8 protein-coding genes and 2 pseudogenes are annotated in these 16595 nt (G+C 62.8%); 2 read left to right on the forward strand and 8 right to left on the reverse strand.

Going from position 1 to position 16595, the window contains the following annotated elements; translation table 11 throughout:
* Nucleotides 1-108: 108 nt before the first annotated feature.
* The 5 genes from ACZ889_RS20885 to tpx all read right to left on the reverse strand — a co-directional run bounded on the left by ACZ889_RS20885 (nt 109) and on the right by tpx (nt 9950).
* Nucleotides 109-1599 carry an efflux transporter outer membrane subunit gene (locus tag ACZ889_RS20885; protein ID WP_012052084.1) on the reverse strand — a complete coding sequence of 497 codons (1491 nt, stop codon included), beginning with the start codon at nt 1597-1599 and terminating at the stop codon, nt 109-111.
* Nucleotides 1596-4703 (reverse strand): efflux RND transporter permease subunit, encoded by a 3108-nt coding sequence (locus tag ACZ889_RS20890; RefSeq protein WP_180689813.1) that lies wholly within the window; start codon nt 4701-4703, stop codon nt 1596-1598. Before ACZ889_RS20890 ends, ACZ889_RS20885 begins: the two co-directional genes overlap by 4 nt.
* Nucleotides 4700-7798: an MdtB/MuxB family multidrug efflux RND transporter permease subunit gene (locus ACZ889_RS20895; protein ID WP_476257771.1), complete on the reverse strand. Its 3099-nt coding sequence runs from the start codon at nt 7796-7798 to the stop codon at nt 4700-4702. Before ACZ889_RS20895 ends, ACZ889_RS20890 begins: the two co-directional genes overlap by 4 nt.
* Nucleotides 7795-9102: an MdtA/MuxA family multidrug efflux RND transporter periplasmic adaptor subunit gene (locus ACZ889_RS20900; RefSeq protein ID WP_440781443.1), complete on the reverse strand. Its 1308-nt coding sequence runs from the start codon at nt 9100-9102 to the stop codon at nt 7795-7797. Before ACZ889_RS20900 ends, ACZ889_RS20895 begins: the two co-directional genes overlap by 4 nt.
* A gap of 347 nt (nt 9103-9449) precedes the next feature.
* Nucleotides 9450-9950: a thiol peroxidase gene (gene tpx, locus ACZ889_RS20905; protein ID WP_265979963.1), complete on the reverse strand. Its 501-nt coding sequence runs from the start codon at nt 9948-9950 to the stop codon at nt 9450-9452.
* Nucleotides 9951-10250: 300 nt separating this feature from the next.
* Between tpx and ACZ889_RS20910 the strand changes: the two are divergent.
* Nucleotides 10251-11437, forward strand: a pseudogene (locus ACZ889_RS20910) (MFS transporter).
* 72 nt (nt 11438-11509) lie between these two features.
* Here ACZ889_RS20910 and ACZ889_RS20915 read toward each other — a convergent pair.
* From ACZ889_RS20915 to ACZ889_RS20925, 3 genes and pseudogenes are all read right to left on the reverse strand, one after another.
* Nucleotides 11510-12791: pseudogene (locus ACZ889_RS20915) on the reverse strand (serine/threonine transporter).
* Nucleotides 12792-13174: 383 nt separating this feature from the next.
* Nucleotides 13175-14371, reverse strand: a complete 1197-nt coding sequence (locus tag ACZ889_RS20920) for an amino acid aminotransferase (RefSeq protein WP_003247729.1) — start codon at nt 14369-14371, stop codon at nt 13175-13177.
* 162 nt (nt 14372-14533) lie between these two features.
* Complete coding sequence (locus ACZ889_RS20925) at nt 14534-15559, reverse strand: Ldh family oxidoreductase (protein ID WP_019751875.1); 1026 nt, start codon at nt 15557-15559, stop codon at nt 14534-14536.
* A 142-nt stretch (nt 15560-15701) separates the two neighbouring features.
* Between ACZ889_RS20925 and ACZ889_RS20930 the strand changes: the two genes are divergently transcribed.
* The gene (locus ACZ889_RS20930; protein ID WP_012052078.1) at nt 15702-16574 is read left to right on the forward strand and encodes a MurR/RpiR family transcriptional regulator; all 873 of its coding nucleotides are present in this window, start codon (nt 15702-15704) and stop codon (nt 16572-16574) included.
* The last annotated feature ends 21 nt before the right edge of the window (nt 16575-16595 follow it).

Below are 16595 nucleotides of genomic sequence, written 5' to 3' on the forward strand. Positions count from 1 at the left end.
GGGGGCCCGACAAAAGCTGACGATTGTACTCAAGCTTAAGCGAAACGCACGGGGTTTTTGCGAATGGGAATGGATCCAATAACCGCAGCCTACCCCCTCTGCGTTTGGTCAATTCTGCTCGGCAAACGCCTGCTCTGCATCCCAGCCGCCGCCCAACGCAGCCACCAGTTGCACACTGGCCACCAGGCGCCCTTGCAGCAGGTTCAGCACACTGCGCTCGTTGCTCAGCGCCGTGGTTTGCACGTTGACCACATCCAGATAGCCGATCAGCCCGGCACGGTACTGGTTTTCGGTCAGGCGCAACGACTCACGGGCGGCGTCAAGCGCCTCTTGGCGCACCACGGCTTCATCGCCATACACCTTCAGTTGAACCAGCAGGTTTTCCACTTCCTTGAAGCCGTCCAGCACGGTCTGGCGGTACTGCGCCACCGTCTGGTCATACACGGCCACCGTGCGGTCGACCTCGGCGCTGCGTTTGCCGGCGTCGAACAGGGTCAGCGCCAACTGCGGGCCTACCGACCAGTAGCGGTTGGGCAACTCGATCCAGTTGCTGAAGCTGCTGCTGGAATAACCACCACTCATGCTCAGGCTGAGGTCCGGGAAGTAGGCTGCCCGCGACACCCCGATGTTGGCGTTGGCCGCCATCACGTTGCGTTCGGCTGCCGCGATGTCCGGGCGCCGCTCCAGCAGCTGCGAAGGCAGCGAAACCGGTATTTGCGGCAACGCGGGAATCGCCTTGCTGTCGGCCAGGGCGAAGTCGGCAGGCGTCTTGCCCAGCAGCACGGCGATAGCGTTTTCGAACTGCGCACGCTGCCAGATCAGGTCAATCAGGTCAGCCTGGGTGCTTTTGAGCTGCGTACGGGCCTGGGCCACGGCATCCGGGCCGGCGACACCGGCGCGGTACTGGTTTTCGTTCATTCGCAGCGAGCGCTCATAAGCCGCCACGGTGGCTTCCAGCAAGCGCTTCTGCTCATCGATCACCCGCAATTGCAGGTAGTTCTGCACCAGCTCCGACTGTTGGCTCAAGCGGATCGACGCAAGGTCGGCGAAACTCGCTTCGGCACTGGCCTCGTTGGCATTCAGGGTTTCGCGCAGCTTGCCCCACAGGTCGATCTCCCAGCTCACGCCCAACTGCGCGTTGTAGGTGTTGCGAATGCCGCTGCTGTTATTGGACAGGCTGGAACTGGAGCTGCCGGTGCCCTGCGCCGAACGGTTCTTGCTGGCGCTCAGGTCCAGGCTGGGGAACAGCGCCGCACGGCTGCTGCGCACCAGCGCCTGGGCCTGGCGGTACTGGGCTTCTGATTGCGCCACGGTCTGGTTGCTGCGGTTAAGCTCTTCGACCAGCGCGTTGAGCCCGGCATCACCGTAGATTTCCCACCAGGCGCCACGGGCGATGGCGTCGGACGGCGAGGCCTGGGTCCAACCTTCGGCATGCTTGAACTGCGCCGCCGTGCTGTTCAGCTCGGGGCGGTGGTAGTCCGGGCTCAGGGTACAGGCACTGAGCAAGGCCACGCACAACCCGGCACCAAGCAGGCGCGAGCCACGGCCACGGGTCAGTGCCTGCAGGGCACGGTGAAGTGGGGTCTGGGCAAAAGTCATAGCGGGGTTTCCAGGGCGGCGTCGGTGCGCACGCCGCGCCAACGGTTGAAACGGTGGCGCAGGCGGTCCAGGTACAGGTAAACCACCGGCGTCGTATAAAGGGTGAGGATCTGGCTGAACACCAGGCCACCGATGATGGTCAGGCCCAGCGGCTGACGCATTTCTGCGCCTTCAGCCTGGCTCAGCAGCAACGGCAATGCGCCAAGGATCGCTGCCAGGGTGGTCATCAGGATCGGCCGCAGGCGCAGCAGGCAGGCCCGGCGAATCGACTCTTCCGGCGAAAAGCCCTGATGGCGCTCCAGCTGCAAGGCCAGGTCGATCATCAGGATGGCATTCTTTTTCACCACCCCGATCAACAGGAACAGCCCCAGCAACGAGATCAGGCTGAACTCGCCACCGGTGACGTACAGCGCCAGCAAGGCACCGACGCCCGCCGAAGGCAGTGTCGAGAGAATGGTCAGCGGGTGAATGTAGCTTTCATACAGAATACCCAGCACCAGGTACACCAGCAGCAGTGCGCCAAGAATCATGAAGGGCTGGCCCTGCTGGGTCTGGGCAAAGGCATCGGCAGTGCCGCCGAGCTTGGCAATCACCTCCTCGGGCAGGCCCAGTTTGGCCACCGCGCGCTCCAGTGCCGCCATGGCCTGATCGGGGCTGTAGCCCTCGGCGACGTCGAAGGCGATGTCTTCCGAAGCGAACTGGCCTTCGTGGCTGACCCGGTCGTTGGCCAGGCTGTTCTCGTAGTGGGCGATGGTCGACAGCGGCACCCGGGCGCCGTCGGCGGTGATCACCTGCACTTGCTCCAGGGTGCTCGGGTCCCAGGCGTATTTGGGGTTGATCTCCAGTACCACCTGGTACTGGTTGAGGCTGTCGTAGATGGTGGAGATCTGCCGCTGGCTGTAGGCGTTGTTCAGTACTGCGGTGACCATGTCCATGTCGATGCCCAGGCGCTTGGCCTGGTCACGGTCGACCACCAGCGTCACCTGTTGGGTACCGGCACCATCGCGGGCGTCGATGGCGGTCAGCTCAGGCAGTGCACGCAGCGCCGCGACCACCTTGGGAAACCATTCGCGCAACGCCGCCAGGTCGCCGCTTTGCAGGGTATACAGGTACTGAGAGGAAGTCTGATCACGCCCTCCGCCCCCCAGTTGCAGGTCCTGGTCAGCCATCAGGAACAGGCGCCCGCCGGGCACTTTGGGCAGCTCCTTGCGCAGGCGCTCGATCACCTTCTGCGCATCGATCTTGCGCTCGCTGATCGGTTTCAGGCGCACCAGCACCATGGCGTTGTTGGTACCGCTGTTGCCACCGATGAAACCGGCAACACTCTGTACTGCCGGGTCGGCCAGCAAGGCGCGGCGGTAGATTTCCATCTTCGGCTGCATCACCGTGAACGACAGGCCGTCGTCACCCCGGATGAAGCCCATCAACTGGCCGGTATCCTGCTGGGGTATCAGCGTCTTGGGCACCACCACGTACAGGGCGATGTTGATGCCGATGGTGGCCAACAGGCTGAGCAGGGTCAGGCGCTTGTGGCGCAGGGCCCAGCCCAGGCTGCGGTCATAGGCAGCAACCATGCGCTGATGCAGCTTGTCGCTCCAGCGCTGCAGGCGTGTCTGCTGGGCCTGGTGCGGCTTGAGCCAGCGGGCGCAGAGCATCGGTGTAAGGGTGAGCGACACCACCAGCGAGACGATGATCGCCGCCGCCAGGGTGATGGAAAACTCCTGGAACAGGTTGCGCACGATGCCGCCCATGAACAGGATGGAGACGAACACCGCCACCAGCGACACGTTCATCGACAGCAAGGTGAAGCCCACCTCCTTGGCGCCCAGGAAGGCCGCCTTCATCGGCGGCTGGCCGTTCTCGATGTGCCTGGAGATGTTTTCCAGCACCACGATGGCATCGTCCACCACCAGCCCGGTGGCAAGGATCAGCGCCATCAGCGACAGGTTGTTGAGCGAGAAACCGCACACGTACATGACTGCGAACGTACCCACCAGCGATACCGGCACCGCCAGGCTGGGGATCAGCGAGGCGCGCAGGCTGCCGAGGAACAGGTAGACCACCAGGATCACCAGCACCACGGCGATCAGCAGGGTGTGCTCGGCCTCTTTGAGGGTGGCCTTGATCACGGGCGAGCGGTCCATGGCCACGTTCAGTTGCACGCTGGCGGGCAGCAACGACTGCAGTGCCGGTAGCTGCGCCTTGATCTGGTCGACCGTTTCGATGATGTTGGCGCCGGTCTGGCGGTTGACCACCAGCAGCACCGCTGCCTGGTCGTTGAAGAAGCCGCTGTTGTAACGGTTTTCAACGCCGTCGGTGACCGTCGCCACGTCAGACAGGCGCAGAATGGTGCCGTTCTGCTGGCGAATCACCACCGGCTCGTAATCCTTGGCGCTTTCCAGCTGGTCGTTGGCCCGCACCTGCCAGTTGCGCTCGGCGTCTTCGACAAAGCCCATGGGCCGGCGCTGGTTGGCGTTGGACACTGCGGTGCGCACTTCGTCCAGCGACAGGTTGTACTGGTTGAGCAGTTGCGGCTCGACGGCAATGCGCACGGCCGGCAGCGAACTGCCGCCGATCTGCACCTCCCCTACCCCCGATACCTGAGCCAGGCTCTGTGAAAGGATGGTGTCGGCCAGGTCATACAGCTGGCCTTTCTGCAACACATCCGAAGTCAGCGACAGCACCATGATCGGCGCCTGCGACGGGTTGATCTTCTTGTAGGTGGGCATGCTGCGCATGCCACTGGGCAGCAGGTTGCGGGTAGCGTTGATCGCCGCTTGCACCTCACGGGCTGCGCCATCGATGTCACGGCCCATCTCGAAGCCGATGATTACCCGTGTCGACCCCTGGTTGGAGCTGCTGGTGAGCGTGGTGACGCCGGCAATGCTGCCCAGCTTGCGTTCCAGCGGTGTGGCCACGGTGGACGCCATGACCTCGGGGCTGGCACCGGACAGGTTCGCCGACACCACGATCACCGGGAAGTCCATTTGCGGCAGTGGCGCCACCGGTAGCAAGCCAAAGCTGACCCCACCCAGCAGCATGATTGCCAGGCTCAACAGCATGGTCGCCACCGGGCGACGGATGAAAGGCCCAGACAGGTTCATGCCTGGGCCTGCTTCACGTCAGTGGCCGGGCGCAGGCGGCGGGCCAGGCGATCGAAGTACAGGTAGATGACCGGGGTGGTGAACAGCGTCAGCACCTGGCTGACCAGCAACCCGCCGACCATCACCAGGCCCAGTGGCTGGCGCAGTTCGGCACCGGAACCGGTGGCAAGCATCAGCGGCACCGCACCAAACAGCGCGGCCAGGGTGGTCATCAGGATCGGCCGGAAGCGCAGCAGCGCCGCCTGGTAGATGGCATCACGCGGGCTCATGCCCTGGTGGCGCTCGGCCTCCAGGGCGAAGTCGATCATCATGATCGCGTTCTTCTTGACGATACCGATCAGCAGGATGATGCCGATGATAGCGATCATGCCCAGGTCGTTACCGCTGATGAGCAAAGCCAGCAAGGCACCGACCGCCGCCGACGGCAGGGTCGAGAGGATGGTGATCGGGTGGATGTAGCTTTCGTACAGCACCCCCAGCACGATGTACATGGTCACCACCGCCGCCAGAATCAGCAGCAAGGTGCTCGACAACGATGCCTGGAAGGCCTCGGCCGCACCCTGGAAGCGGGTTTGCACACCCAGCGGCATGCCGATGTCCTGCTGCACCTGCTCGATCACCTGCACGGCTTCGCCCAGCGACGCGCCGTGGGCCAGGTTGAACGACAAGGTCACTGCCGGGAACTGGCCGATGTGGGAAATAGCCAGCTGGGCTTGACGCTGCTCGATCCGCGCCAGCGCCGAAAGGCGCACCTGGCCGCCATCGGTGGCCTTGACGTGGATCGACTCCAGCGCCTGCGGGCCGATCGTTGCGGCGTCCTTGGACTGCAACACCACGCGGTACTGGCTGGCCTGAGTGTAGATGGTCGAGATCTGCCGCTGGCCGAAGGCGTCGTACAGGGCATTGGTGATCTGCGACACGCTGATCCCCAGGCGGCTGGCCATGTCACGGTCGATTACCAGGTACACCTGCAAGCCCTTGTCCTGCAGGTCGCTGGCCACATCAGCCAGTTCCGGGCGCTGCTGCAGCGCCTGCACCAGCTTGCCGCTCCACTGCGCCAGCAGGTCGGCGTCCGGCGACGACAGGCTGAACTGGTACTGGGTGCGGCTGACCCGGTCCTCGATGCTCAGGTCTTGCACCGGCTGCATGAACAGGCGGATGCCCACCAGCCGGTCGACCTGTGGCTGCAGGCGGCTGATCACTTCGCTGGCGCTGACATCGCGCTCGCCGTGGGGCTTGAGGTTGATCAGCAGGCGACCACTGTTGAGCGTGGCGTTGTCGCCGTCTACGCCAATGTAGGACGACAGGCTTTGCACGGCCGGGTCTTGCAGGATGACCTTGCTCAGGGCCTGCTGACGTTCGCTCATGGCGGCGAACGAGGTGGACTGCGGCGCTTCGGAAATACCCTGGATCACCCCTGTGTCCTGCACCGGGAAGAAGCCCTTGGGCACGACCATGTACAGAAACACCGTGAGCACCAGGCTGGCCACCGCCACCAGCAAGGTCAGCGGCTGATGCTTGAGCACCCACTGAAGGGCACTGCCGTAGTGCTTGATCAGCCAGTCGATCCAGGCGCCGCTGGCACGGTAGAAGCGGCCTTGTTCTTCTTCCTTGGGCTCGCGCTTGAGCAGACGCGCGCACATCATCGGTGTCAGGGTCAGGGACACCACCAGGGAAATCAGAATGGCGACTGCCAGCGTGATGGCGAACTCGCGGAACAGGCGACCGACCACGTCCGCCATGAACAGCAACGGGATCAGTACCGCAATCAGCGAGAAGGTCAGCGAAATCAGGGTGAAGCCAATCTGCCTGGCACCCTTGAGCGCCGCCTGCATGGGCGTCTCGCCCTCTTCGATATGCCGGGAGATGTTCTCCAGCATGACGATGGCATCATCGACCACAAAGCCGGTGGCGATGGTCAGGGCCATGAGTGTCAGGTTGTTGACCGAGAACCCGGCCAGGTACATGACCCCGAACGTCCCGATCAGCGACAGTGGCACGGCAATCGACGGAATGAGGGTGGCGCTGAAGCGGCGCAAGAAGACGAAGGTGACCATCACCACCAGAACGATGGCGATCAGCAGTTCGTGCTGCACGTCCTTGACCGCGGCACGAATGGTCTGGGTGCGGTCGGTCAGCACCGAGACATCGAGGCCGGCCGGCAGGTTGTCGGTGATCGACGGCAGCAGGTCCTTGATGCGGTCGACCACTTCGATCACGTTGGCGCCCGGCTGACGCTGGATGTTCAGCAGCACAGCATGGTTCTCGTTCGCCCAGGCGGCCAGCCGCTCGTTCTCGGCGCCGTCGACGATTTCGGCCACATCTTTCAGGCGCAGCGACGCACCGTTGTTGTAGGCCAGGATCAGGTTGGCGTATTCCTCGGGAGAACGCAGCTGGTCGTTGGCATCGAGCATCGACACCCGGGTCGGGCCGTCGAAGTTGCCTTTGGGCTGGTTGACGTTGGAGGCACCGATCAGCGTGCGCACGTCATCCAGATTCAAGCCATTGGCCGCCAGGGCGTCGACGTTGACCTTGATGCGTACTGCCTGGCGCTGGCCACCGGCAATGCTGACCATGCCCACGCCGCTGATTTGCGCAAGCTTTTGCGCCACGCGGGTATCGACCAGGTCGTTGAGCTTGGGCAGCGGCATGGTCTTGCTGGAGATGGCCAGGGTCAGCACCGGGGTGTCGGCCGGGTTGACCTTGTTGTACACCGGCGGTGCCGGCAGGTCACTGGGCAGCAGGTTGCTGGCGGCGTTGATCGCGGCCTGCACCTGTTGCTCGGCAACGTCCATGTTCATGTCGAGGTTGAAACGCAGGGTCAGCACCGACGCACCGCCAGAACTGGTCGAGGCCATCTGCTCCAGGCCCGGCATCTGGCCGAACTGGCGCTCCAATGGCGCGGTGACAGCGCTGGTCATCACCTGCGGGCTGGCGCCGGGGTACAGGGTCATGACACGAATGGTCGGGTAATCCACCTGCGGCAAGGCGGAAACCGGCAGCAACTTGTAGGCGATCAGGCCAGCCAGCACGATGGCCAGCATGCTCAGCGTGGTGGCGACCGGGCGCAGGATGAACAGGCGCGAGAGGTTCATGCGCCCGCCTTGCCTGCTGCGTTGCCAGGTTGTGCTTCATCTGTTTGCGCCGCCCCCTTGGCTTCCTGCCCTTGCAAGTGCTGGCCCGGGGTGGTCGGCACTTGCGAGCTGTCTTCGACCACTTCCACCTGGGTGCCTTCGCGCAGGCGGTCGGTGCCTTCCAGCACCAGGCGGTCGCCGGCCTTCAAGCCGTCGAGAATGACGCTGTTCTCGCCATCGCTGGCGCCCACCTTCAGCTTGCGGACATTGACGGTGCTCTTCTCGTTGACCACATAGGCAAAGGTGCCATCGTTGCCAAACTGGATGGCCGCGGCCGGGGCCATGACCACCTGTTTGAGGGTGTCGGCCAGCAAGCGCACGTTGACGAACTGGTTGGGGAACAGGGCCAGGTCCTTGTTCTCGAAACGGCCTTTGAACTTCAGCGTGCCGGTGGTGGTGTCGATCTGGTTGTCGATGCTGCCCAGCACACCGGTGGACTGCAGCTTGCTGTCACCGCGGTCCCAGGCCTCGACCGGCAGGCTGGCGCCACTGCGGTAGCGCTCCAGCACAGTGCTCAGTTCGGTTTCCGGCAGGGTGAAGGCGACGTTGATCGGCTCGGTTTGGGTGATGACCACCAGCGCGGTGGTGTCGTTGGCGGCCACCAGGTTGCCCAGATCGAGCTGGCGCAGGCCCACACGGCCACTGATCGGCGCACGGATCTGGGTGAAATCGAGGTTCAGGCGGGCGTCGTTGACCTGTGCCTGATTGGTCTTGACCAGCCCCTGGAACTGCGCAACCTGGGCTTGGGCAGTGTCCAGGGTTTGCTTGGCGATGCTGTCTTCGGCGTACAGGCCTTTATAGCGGGCCAGGTCGACCTGAGCATTCTTCAACTGCGCCTGGTTCTGCGCCAAGGTGCCTTCGGCCTGCTGCAGGGCGATGCGATAAGGGCGCGGGTCGATTTCGGCCAGCAGGTCGCCAGCCTTGACGCGCTGGCCTTCCTTGAAGTGGATGTTCACCAGTTCGCCAGCCACGCGGCTGCGCACATTGACCGTATTGGTCGCGGTGACCGTGCCCAAGGCTTTGTAGTAGAGGGGGAAGTCGCCTGTCCGCACCGGCACGACACGTACGGGTACCGGGTCACTGGAGCCGCCAAAACCTGGGCGGCCGCCGATCATGCCCATGCCCTTGCCACCGCGCATGCCACTGGCTTCTTTATGCGCAGGCGTCGCTGCGGGCCACAGCCACCAGGCCAGTGCAGCCACCAGCAGCAGGATCAGCAGGCCGACGAGCCAGCGACGAAGGGAACGGGAATTGGACGCTTGCATGGGTTGAACGAACCTTGTTCGGAATGACGACTTGGGGAGGATGAACGATAAGCACTGCCATCGTTTTAGCAAAGGGCCTTTACCAGAGGTTTACCTTTGCCTGACGTTGCCAAGCGGCGGAATTTTAAATGAAAACGGCCCGGAACGTGTTCCGGGCCGTTACAGGGTGTTGCTTGGAGCGGTGGCGGGCCTGAAGGTTCGGTTGCCTGGTCTGGCCCCTTCGCGGGTGAACCCGCTCCTACGGGGATGTCACAGCCGTTGAAACCCGTGCCGCACGTTGTAGGAGCGGGTTTACCCGCGAAGAGGCCATCACAGGCTACAGACGCCCGCCCTGCCCCACGCAATCCTTACTTCAGTACAGCCAGCGCCGCGTCGTAGTTCGGCTCGTCAGCAATTTCGCCAACCAGTTCGCTGTGCAGCACCTTGTCGTCCTCGTCCAGCACCACGACGGCGCGGGCGGCCAGGCCGGCCAGCGGGCCGTCGGCGATGGCTACGCCGTAGTTTTCGAGGAACTCGCGGCCACGCAGGGTCGACAGGTTCTTCACATTGTCCAGCCCTTCGGCGCCGCAGAAACGTGCCTGGGCGAACGGCAGGTCAGCCGAGATGCACAGCACCACGGTGTTGGCGACGTCGTTGGCCTGGGCGTTGAACTTGCGCACCGAGGTGGCGCAGGTCGGGGTATCGACGCTTGGGAAGATATTCAGCACCTTGCGCTTGCCGGCGTAGTCTTTCAGCGACTTGTCAGCCAGGCCTTCACCTACCAGGGAGAAAGCCGGAGCCTGGGCGCCGGCCTGTGGCAGGTTACCGTTGACCTGGACCGGGTTGCCTTTGAGAGTCACTTGAGCCATGACGAAATCCTTATGCGGGGTTTGAAAAGGACACTGAGTTAAGCATGAAGGCAGCCGGGTGCCTATGGGGGCAGGTGAAATTGTTCCATTGCCGGACGATTTTTGTGGACAAAAAATGCCGATAGCCGCGGTTACGGCCAGTTGCCTCACCGTTGCCGAACGCCCATCCCGGCCTCTCCCTACAATTCCTACACCTCTATCGGAAGTTTCGCTACCAAGCTCACCTTGTACATCTTTAGCGTACTGATTTACTGGATGACGAAAGCTATTTCTTGCAGTTCCAATCGAGGAGTTAATGGCATGAACCGCCCCGCGGGTTCGCTCCGGCGCCACCTGTGCTCGACATTGCTGATTTTGTTATGTCTGCTGGGTGTGTTTCCTCTGGACGTGATCCTCCCATCATTCCCTGCGCTCTCAGATGAGTTTCGGGTCGACACAAAACAGATTGCGTACTCAGTGAGCTTTTTTGCTGTCGGTGTGGCCATGGCGCAAATCGTGATCGGCCCACTGTCGGATGGCATCGGGCGCAAGCGTTTGTTGCTCGCTGGGTTGAGCGTATCTATTGTGGGGGCGCTCGGTTGCGTATTTTCAACCCAATATGAAACGTTCATGGCCTTTCGCTTGGTGCAGGCCTGGGTTGCGGCAGCCTCGTGCTAGGCCAGGCGCTTGTGCAGGACCTCTACAGCGGTACACAACGCAATGCCATGCGCATCCTGTTAACAAGCGCGAGCGGGTTGTTCATCTCCCTGTCACCGCTGGCAGGTGCCTTTCTTCAACAGTCGTTTGGCTGGAAGGCAAGCTTTACGGTATTCGTGATCATCGCTGCAATCGTTTCACTTCTATCGTGTGTGCTGCTCCATGACGCACCTGCGTCGCATGACCGGGCGCCAAGCATGTCCAGTTATCGGGTGATGCTGCGAGACACGGACTATCTCGCGCATGCCATGCTCTCCAGCCTCGCCTTTGCCTGCCATTTTTCCTTTATCGTCATAGCGCCCTTGCTGCTGATGGGCAGGCTAGAGCTGACGGCCTATCAATTTTCTCTGGTCTTTATCGGCTATGGGTTGGCATACATCGTCGGCGGCATGGCTGCGACCTACTTGAACAGTCGCGTAAGCCCGCAAGCTCAAATAAAAGCAGGCTTGCTGCTTATAAGTACGGCGGGCATCACCCTTTTGATGTGGGAATGGGTGGCAGGTTTATCTGTGCTGGGTGTTCTACTGCCGATGATTGTCTGTACCACCGGGACAACCCTGGTACGCCCCGCCGCAACGACCCAGGCTTTGGCGCGCTATCCGCGTCAGGCAGGTGCGGCAGCGTCGCTCAATACGACATTGCTGTTCGCCGGTGCCGGTTTGACGAGCAGTGTGGTCGCAGGTTTGGAAAGCGAGCTACCGGCCGGCTTGGGCGTGCTGTTCGTGGTGGCCAGCCTGTGCGGAGGGTGGCTGCTTGCATGCACCAAGGACGATGGAATGCAACGCTGCTGAAACCTTGATCAGGCAAAAAAAAAGCCCGGGTGGCGACAAGCGACCCGGGCATTCTTGAATGAAACGGGTGAATCAGCTTACAAGGCCGTACACCACCGAGGTCAGCGCAACCAGGCCGACCACGACAACGAACACGTTGGAGGCCGCACCACTGTACTTGCGCATCGATGGCACACGGCGAATGGCGTACATCGGCATCAGGAACAACAGCACCGCGAGAATCGGGCCGCCGAGCGACTCGATCATGCCGAGAATGCTCGGGTTGAGCGTGGCGACGATCCAGCACACCACCAGCATCAGTGCGGCAACCACGCGGTCCAGGGCCTTGGCGCCTGGGCGCGCACCGGTCTTGGCGATGATGCCCTTCAGGCCTTCGCTGGCACCGATATAGTGGCCGAGGAACGACTTGGCGATGGCCACGAAGGCGATCAACGGCGCAGCGAACGCGATGGTCGGGTTGCTGAAGTGGTTGGCCAGGTACGACAGGATCGACAGGTTCTGCGCCTTGGCTTCGGCCAGCTGGGCGCTGCTCAGGGTGAGCACGCAGCTGAACACGAAGAACAGCACCATCACCACCATCAGCAGGTGGGCACGACGCAGGATCTGGCCGCTGCGCTCGTCGGCGTGCGCGCCGTAACGGCGCTTCTGGTCGACGGCAAAGGCCGAGATGATCGGCGAATGGTTGAACGAGAACACCATCACCGGAATGGCCAGCCACAGGGTGTGCAGGAAGGCCGAGGCCGGCGGCACCTCTGTGGCGCTGTCGAGAATGCCACCGGTCCAGTGCGGCACCAGGTACAGGCCCAGCAACGCCAGCGCAACGATGAACGGGTAGACCAGCAGGCTCATGACCTTGACCGTGGCCTGCTCCCCGCAGCGCACGATGGCCAGCAGGCCGAGGATCAGCACGAATGACAGGATTGCCCGTGGCGGTGGCTGCATGTGCAGCTGGTGTTCCATGAAGCTGGACACGGTGTTGGTCAGCGCCACGCTGTAGATAAGCAGGATCGGGAAGATGGCGAAGAAGTACAGCACGGTGATCGAGGCACCGGCGGTGATGCCGAAATGCTCCTTGACCACTTCGGTGATGTCGCTGCCATCGCGCCCGGAAAGGACGAAACGGGTCAGCCCGCGATGGGCGAAATAGGTCATCGGGAAGGCCAGCACGGCCAGGATCAGCAGCGGCCAGAAGCCGCCAAGGCCGGCGTTGATCGGCAGGAACAGTGTCCCGGCGCCGATGGCTGTGCCGAACAGGCCCCAGCATCCAGGTGGTGTCGTGACGCGCCCAAGTGCCGAGGGCGGCGGGGGTCGATTCTGCAAAGCGTTGTTCAACGCTTGGGGCCTGCTCATTCATTCCGGGTGAAGCTCCACTCGCAAGACTGCAACAGGCTGAGAATGGCGAAATAGACGTTTCGCCCAACTCAACCGGAAAAGAGGGGCGCGATTGTGCACGGAAAGGTTGCACTTGCGAAGCCCTTTTCCGAGGAGCGGTTGCACTTGTCTTTACAAGCGGAAGGCAACGCTGGTGTCGTTCGATGGAATGTAGCGGCTTGGGAGCGTGTGGGGCCGCCTGTGGGAGCGGCCTTGCGTCGCGAAAGGGCCGCAAAGCGGCCCCAGCAATGTCAGCGGCAAAGCTGCAATCGTGGGGGCGCTCCGCCCCCCTTTCGCGACGCAAGGCCCCTCCCACAAAGTCCAACCGCGCCCCACAGGAGGGGCCGCAGCTGGCCCCTTGGCGAGTTACTTCTGAACGGCAGCGAACGCTTCGGCAACCCGTTGCAGGTTGGCCGGGCGCAGGCCGGACATGCACACACGGCCGCTGTCGATCAGGTACACGCCGAACTCGTCACGCAGGCGACGTACCTGCTCGACGCTGAAGCCGGTGTAGCTGAACATGCCGCGCTGGCGCAGGAAGAACTGGAAGTCCTGGCCCGGCAGCAGCACGGCCAGGGCATCGACCAACGCCTGGCGCATGTCGAGGATACGTTTGCGCATCACTTCGACTTCTTCGGCCCACTGGGCATTCAGGCCAGCATCGCTCAGTACGCCAGCAACCAGCTGGGCGCCGAAGTTGGGCGGGCTGGAGTAGTTGCGGCGCACGGTGGCCTTCAGCTGGCCAAGCACGCTCTGGGCAGTGGCCTCGTCATCACACACCACCGACAGGCCGCCCACCCGCTCGCCATACAGCGAGAAGATTTTCGAGAAGGAGTTACTGACCAGGCACGGCACGCCGGCACGGGCCATTTCGCGGATAGCGTAGGCGTCTTCTACCAGGCCTTCGGCGAAGCCTTGATAAGCGATGTCGAGGAACGGGATCAGCTGGCGCGCCTTGACCACTTCGACCACTTGTTGCCACTGGTGCTGCTGCAGATCGGCACCGGTAGGGTTGTGGCAGCACGGGTGCAGCAGTACCACGCTGTTGGCCGGCAGGCTCTGCAAGGTGGCCAGCATGCCGTCGAAGTCCACGCCACGGGTGGCCTGGTCGAAGTACGGGTAGGTGTGCACCTTGAAGCCTGCACCTTCGAAGATGGCGCGGTGGTTGTCCCAGGTCGGGTTGCTGACCCAGACTTCGGACTGCGGGAAGTAGCGCTTGAGGAAGTCGGCACCGACTTTCAGGGCGCCGGAGCCACCCACGGTCTGTACGGTGGCCACACGGCCGCCGGTCACGGCCGGGTGATCAGCACCGAACAGCAGCGCCTGGATGGCTTGGCGGTAGCTGGCCAGGCCTTCCATCGGCAGGTACAGGGAGGCTTCGTGGTCCTGACCGGCAATGCGTTTTTCCACCGCATCCACCGCCGCCAGTTGCGGCACCACGCCGGCCTCATCGTAGTACAGGCCAATACTCAGGTTGACCTTGTCGGCGCGCGGGTCGGCCTTGAAGGTTTCCATCAACGAGAGGATCGGGTCGCCGGCATAGGCATCGACATGTTTGAACACAGCGTGCAGCTCCTTGGATCAGGACGGTACGGAAAGTCAGCCCTGAGCATACCCGCAGAGCGGGCTCAGGAACATCCACTATTGTGCAAGGTTGTCTATGCAACATTGCATGACCGGGATGAGGGCTGGATTCTTCGCGGGTAAACCCGCGAAGGGGCCAGATCAGCCAAGCAGGTCCTTCAGGCCTTGCAACTCCTGCTCGGTCACCGCCACCCCCTCCTCCTCGGCCACCTCGCGCTCACGGTAGCGCCGCTCGCCCGGCATGCGCGTCAGCCCCACCGCCTGCATGTGCTCCACCAGCTCGCGGCTGCGCTGGGCAAAGCGCTCGCCCTCGGCCTTGCCTGGGTCGATGACGATGATCAACTGCCCGGTCCATGGCGTTTTCGCGCCCGGATGCCCGGACCAATCGAACTCCCAGGAGAAATGACCGCCGGTCAGCGCCGCCGCCAGCAGCTCGACCATCATCGACAACGCCGAGCCCTTGTGCCCGCCAAATGGCAGCAGGGCGCCGCCTTCCAGGATCGCCTTCGGGTCGGTGGTCGGCTGGCCATCGGCATCCACCCCCATGCCCTCCGGCAATTGCTGGCCGGCGCGCGCGGCAATCTGCACATCGCCATGGGCCATGGCACTGGTGGCCATGTCGAAAACGATCGGGTCATGCTCGGCGCAAGGCGCAGCAAAAGCGATGGGGTTGGTACCGAACAGCGGCTTGCGCGCACCATGCGGCACCACGCAGGTCATGCTGTTGACCACGCTGAGGGCTACCAGGCCCTCTTCGGCGAACGGCTCGACATCCGGCCATAGCGCGGCGAAGTGGTGCGAGTTGTGGATCGCCAGCACGGCAATGCCTGCGCTGCGCGCCTTCGCCACCAACAGCTCACGGGCAGCCGCCAGTGCCGGCTGGGCAAAACCGCCCGCAGCATCGACACGCACATAGCCGGCGGCCACGTCGCTGACCTGTGGCGTGGCCTGGCCATCGACCCAGCCGCTGGCCAAGGTCGAGACATAACCGGGCATGCGGAACACCCCATGGCTATGGGCGCCATCACGCTGGGCGCTGGCGCAGTTGTGGGCCAGCACCCGGGCCACGGCCTCGCTGCACCCATGGCGCTGGAAAATGGCCTGCAACAGGCTTTGCAGCTCGGTAAAAGGCACGCGCACAACGGTGCTGGTGGAAGGTGCGGACATCTGAAGCTCCTTGTTGATTTTGGAATGGCTACAGCGTTGCAACGACAAAAACTTTCCTTCATGTGACAGCAATCTGTCAAATGTTGACTTGATGACAGAAAACATTCATTTTCTTCCCAAGCCTCACCCCTGGAGCCGCAGCATGAGCCAACTGATCAAGCAACGCCTGGAAAACAGCCTCGAAGGGGCCGCTGCCTCGGGTCGCAAGATCGCCACCTACATGCTTGCCAACCTGCACGAACTGCCGTTCCAGACCTCGGCCAGCATTGCCGCCAAGCTGGGCGTCAGCGAATCCAGCGTCGGGCGCTACTGTCGCTCACTGGGTTATGCCCACCTCAAGGCGCTTAAGCAAGACCTGCAGAACGATCTGGGCGATGGCCCGTGGCTGGTAGGCGATCGTCTGCAAGATTACCGCCAGAACCAGGACGCCAGCGACAACGCCGGCAGCCTGGAGCTGGAAATCGCCGCCCTGGTGCGCGTACACGAATACCGCCAGAGCCCCGCCTGGCACAACGTGGCGCAACGCCTGGCGAGCAAACCGCGGGTGTTCATCGCCGGTTTCCAGACCGAGCGCGGCATCGCCATGTGCATGAGCCACCTGCTGCAATACCTGCGCGATGGTGTGCAACTGGTCGACATCAGCGCCGGGCACTTCGGCGAAGTGCTGCTGGGCCGCGCCGAAGACAGCGCCCTGGTGGTGTTCGAGGCGCGCCGTTATTCCCGCCATGCCCTGATGCTGTGCCAGAAGGCGCGCGAGGCTGGCATTGCGGTCACTCTGGTGACCGACACCTTCTGTGACTGGGCGGATGCCAATGCCGACGAGGTGTTCCGCATCCCCACCGAATTCAACCTGTTCTGGGAATCCACCTCGACGATGCTGTCGTGGGTGCATCTGATGGTCAACGAGGTCTGCAAGAAGCTCGGACCGGATGTTGAAAAACGCTTGGAAGCAACTGCCGCTCTACATAACGAATTCGTCGGCTACACCTCGTGGTCGACGGGCAAACAACAATAGCAAGAGTGCAATGAGGTGCGA

Source organism: Pseudomonas sp. TE3895 (assembly GCF_056278855.1).

Coding starts and splice junctions, on each gene's coding strand:
- ACZ889_RS20885 (WP_012052084.1), bottom strand. CDS start 1,599: ATGACTTTTGCCCAGACCCCACTTCACCGTGCCCTGCAGGCACTGACC.
- ACZ889_RS20890 (WP_180689813.1), bottom strand. CDS start 4,703: ATGAACCTGTCTGGGCCTTTCATCCGTCGCCCGGTGGCGACCATGCTG.
- ACZ889_RS20895 (WP_476257771.1), bottom strand. CDS start 7,798: ATGAACCTCTCGCGCCTGTTCATCCTGCGCCCGGTCGCCACCACGCTG.
- ACZ889_RS20900 (WP_440781443.1), bottom strand. CDS start 9,102: ATGCAAGCGTCCAATTCCCGTTCCCTTCGTCGCTGGCTCGTCGGCCTG.
- tpx (WP_265979963.1), bottom strand. CDS start 9,950: ATGGCTCAAGTGACTCTCAAAGGCAACCCGGTCCAGGTCAACGGTAAC.
- ACZ889_RS20925 (WP_019751875.1), bottom strand. CDS start 15,559: ATGTCCGCACCTTCCACCAGCACCGTTGTGCGCGTGCCTTTTACCGAG.
- ACZ889_RS20930 (WP_012052078.1), top strand. CDS start 15,702: ATGAGCCAACTGATCAAGCAACGCCTGGAAAACAGCCTCGAAGGGGCC.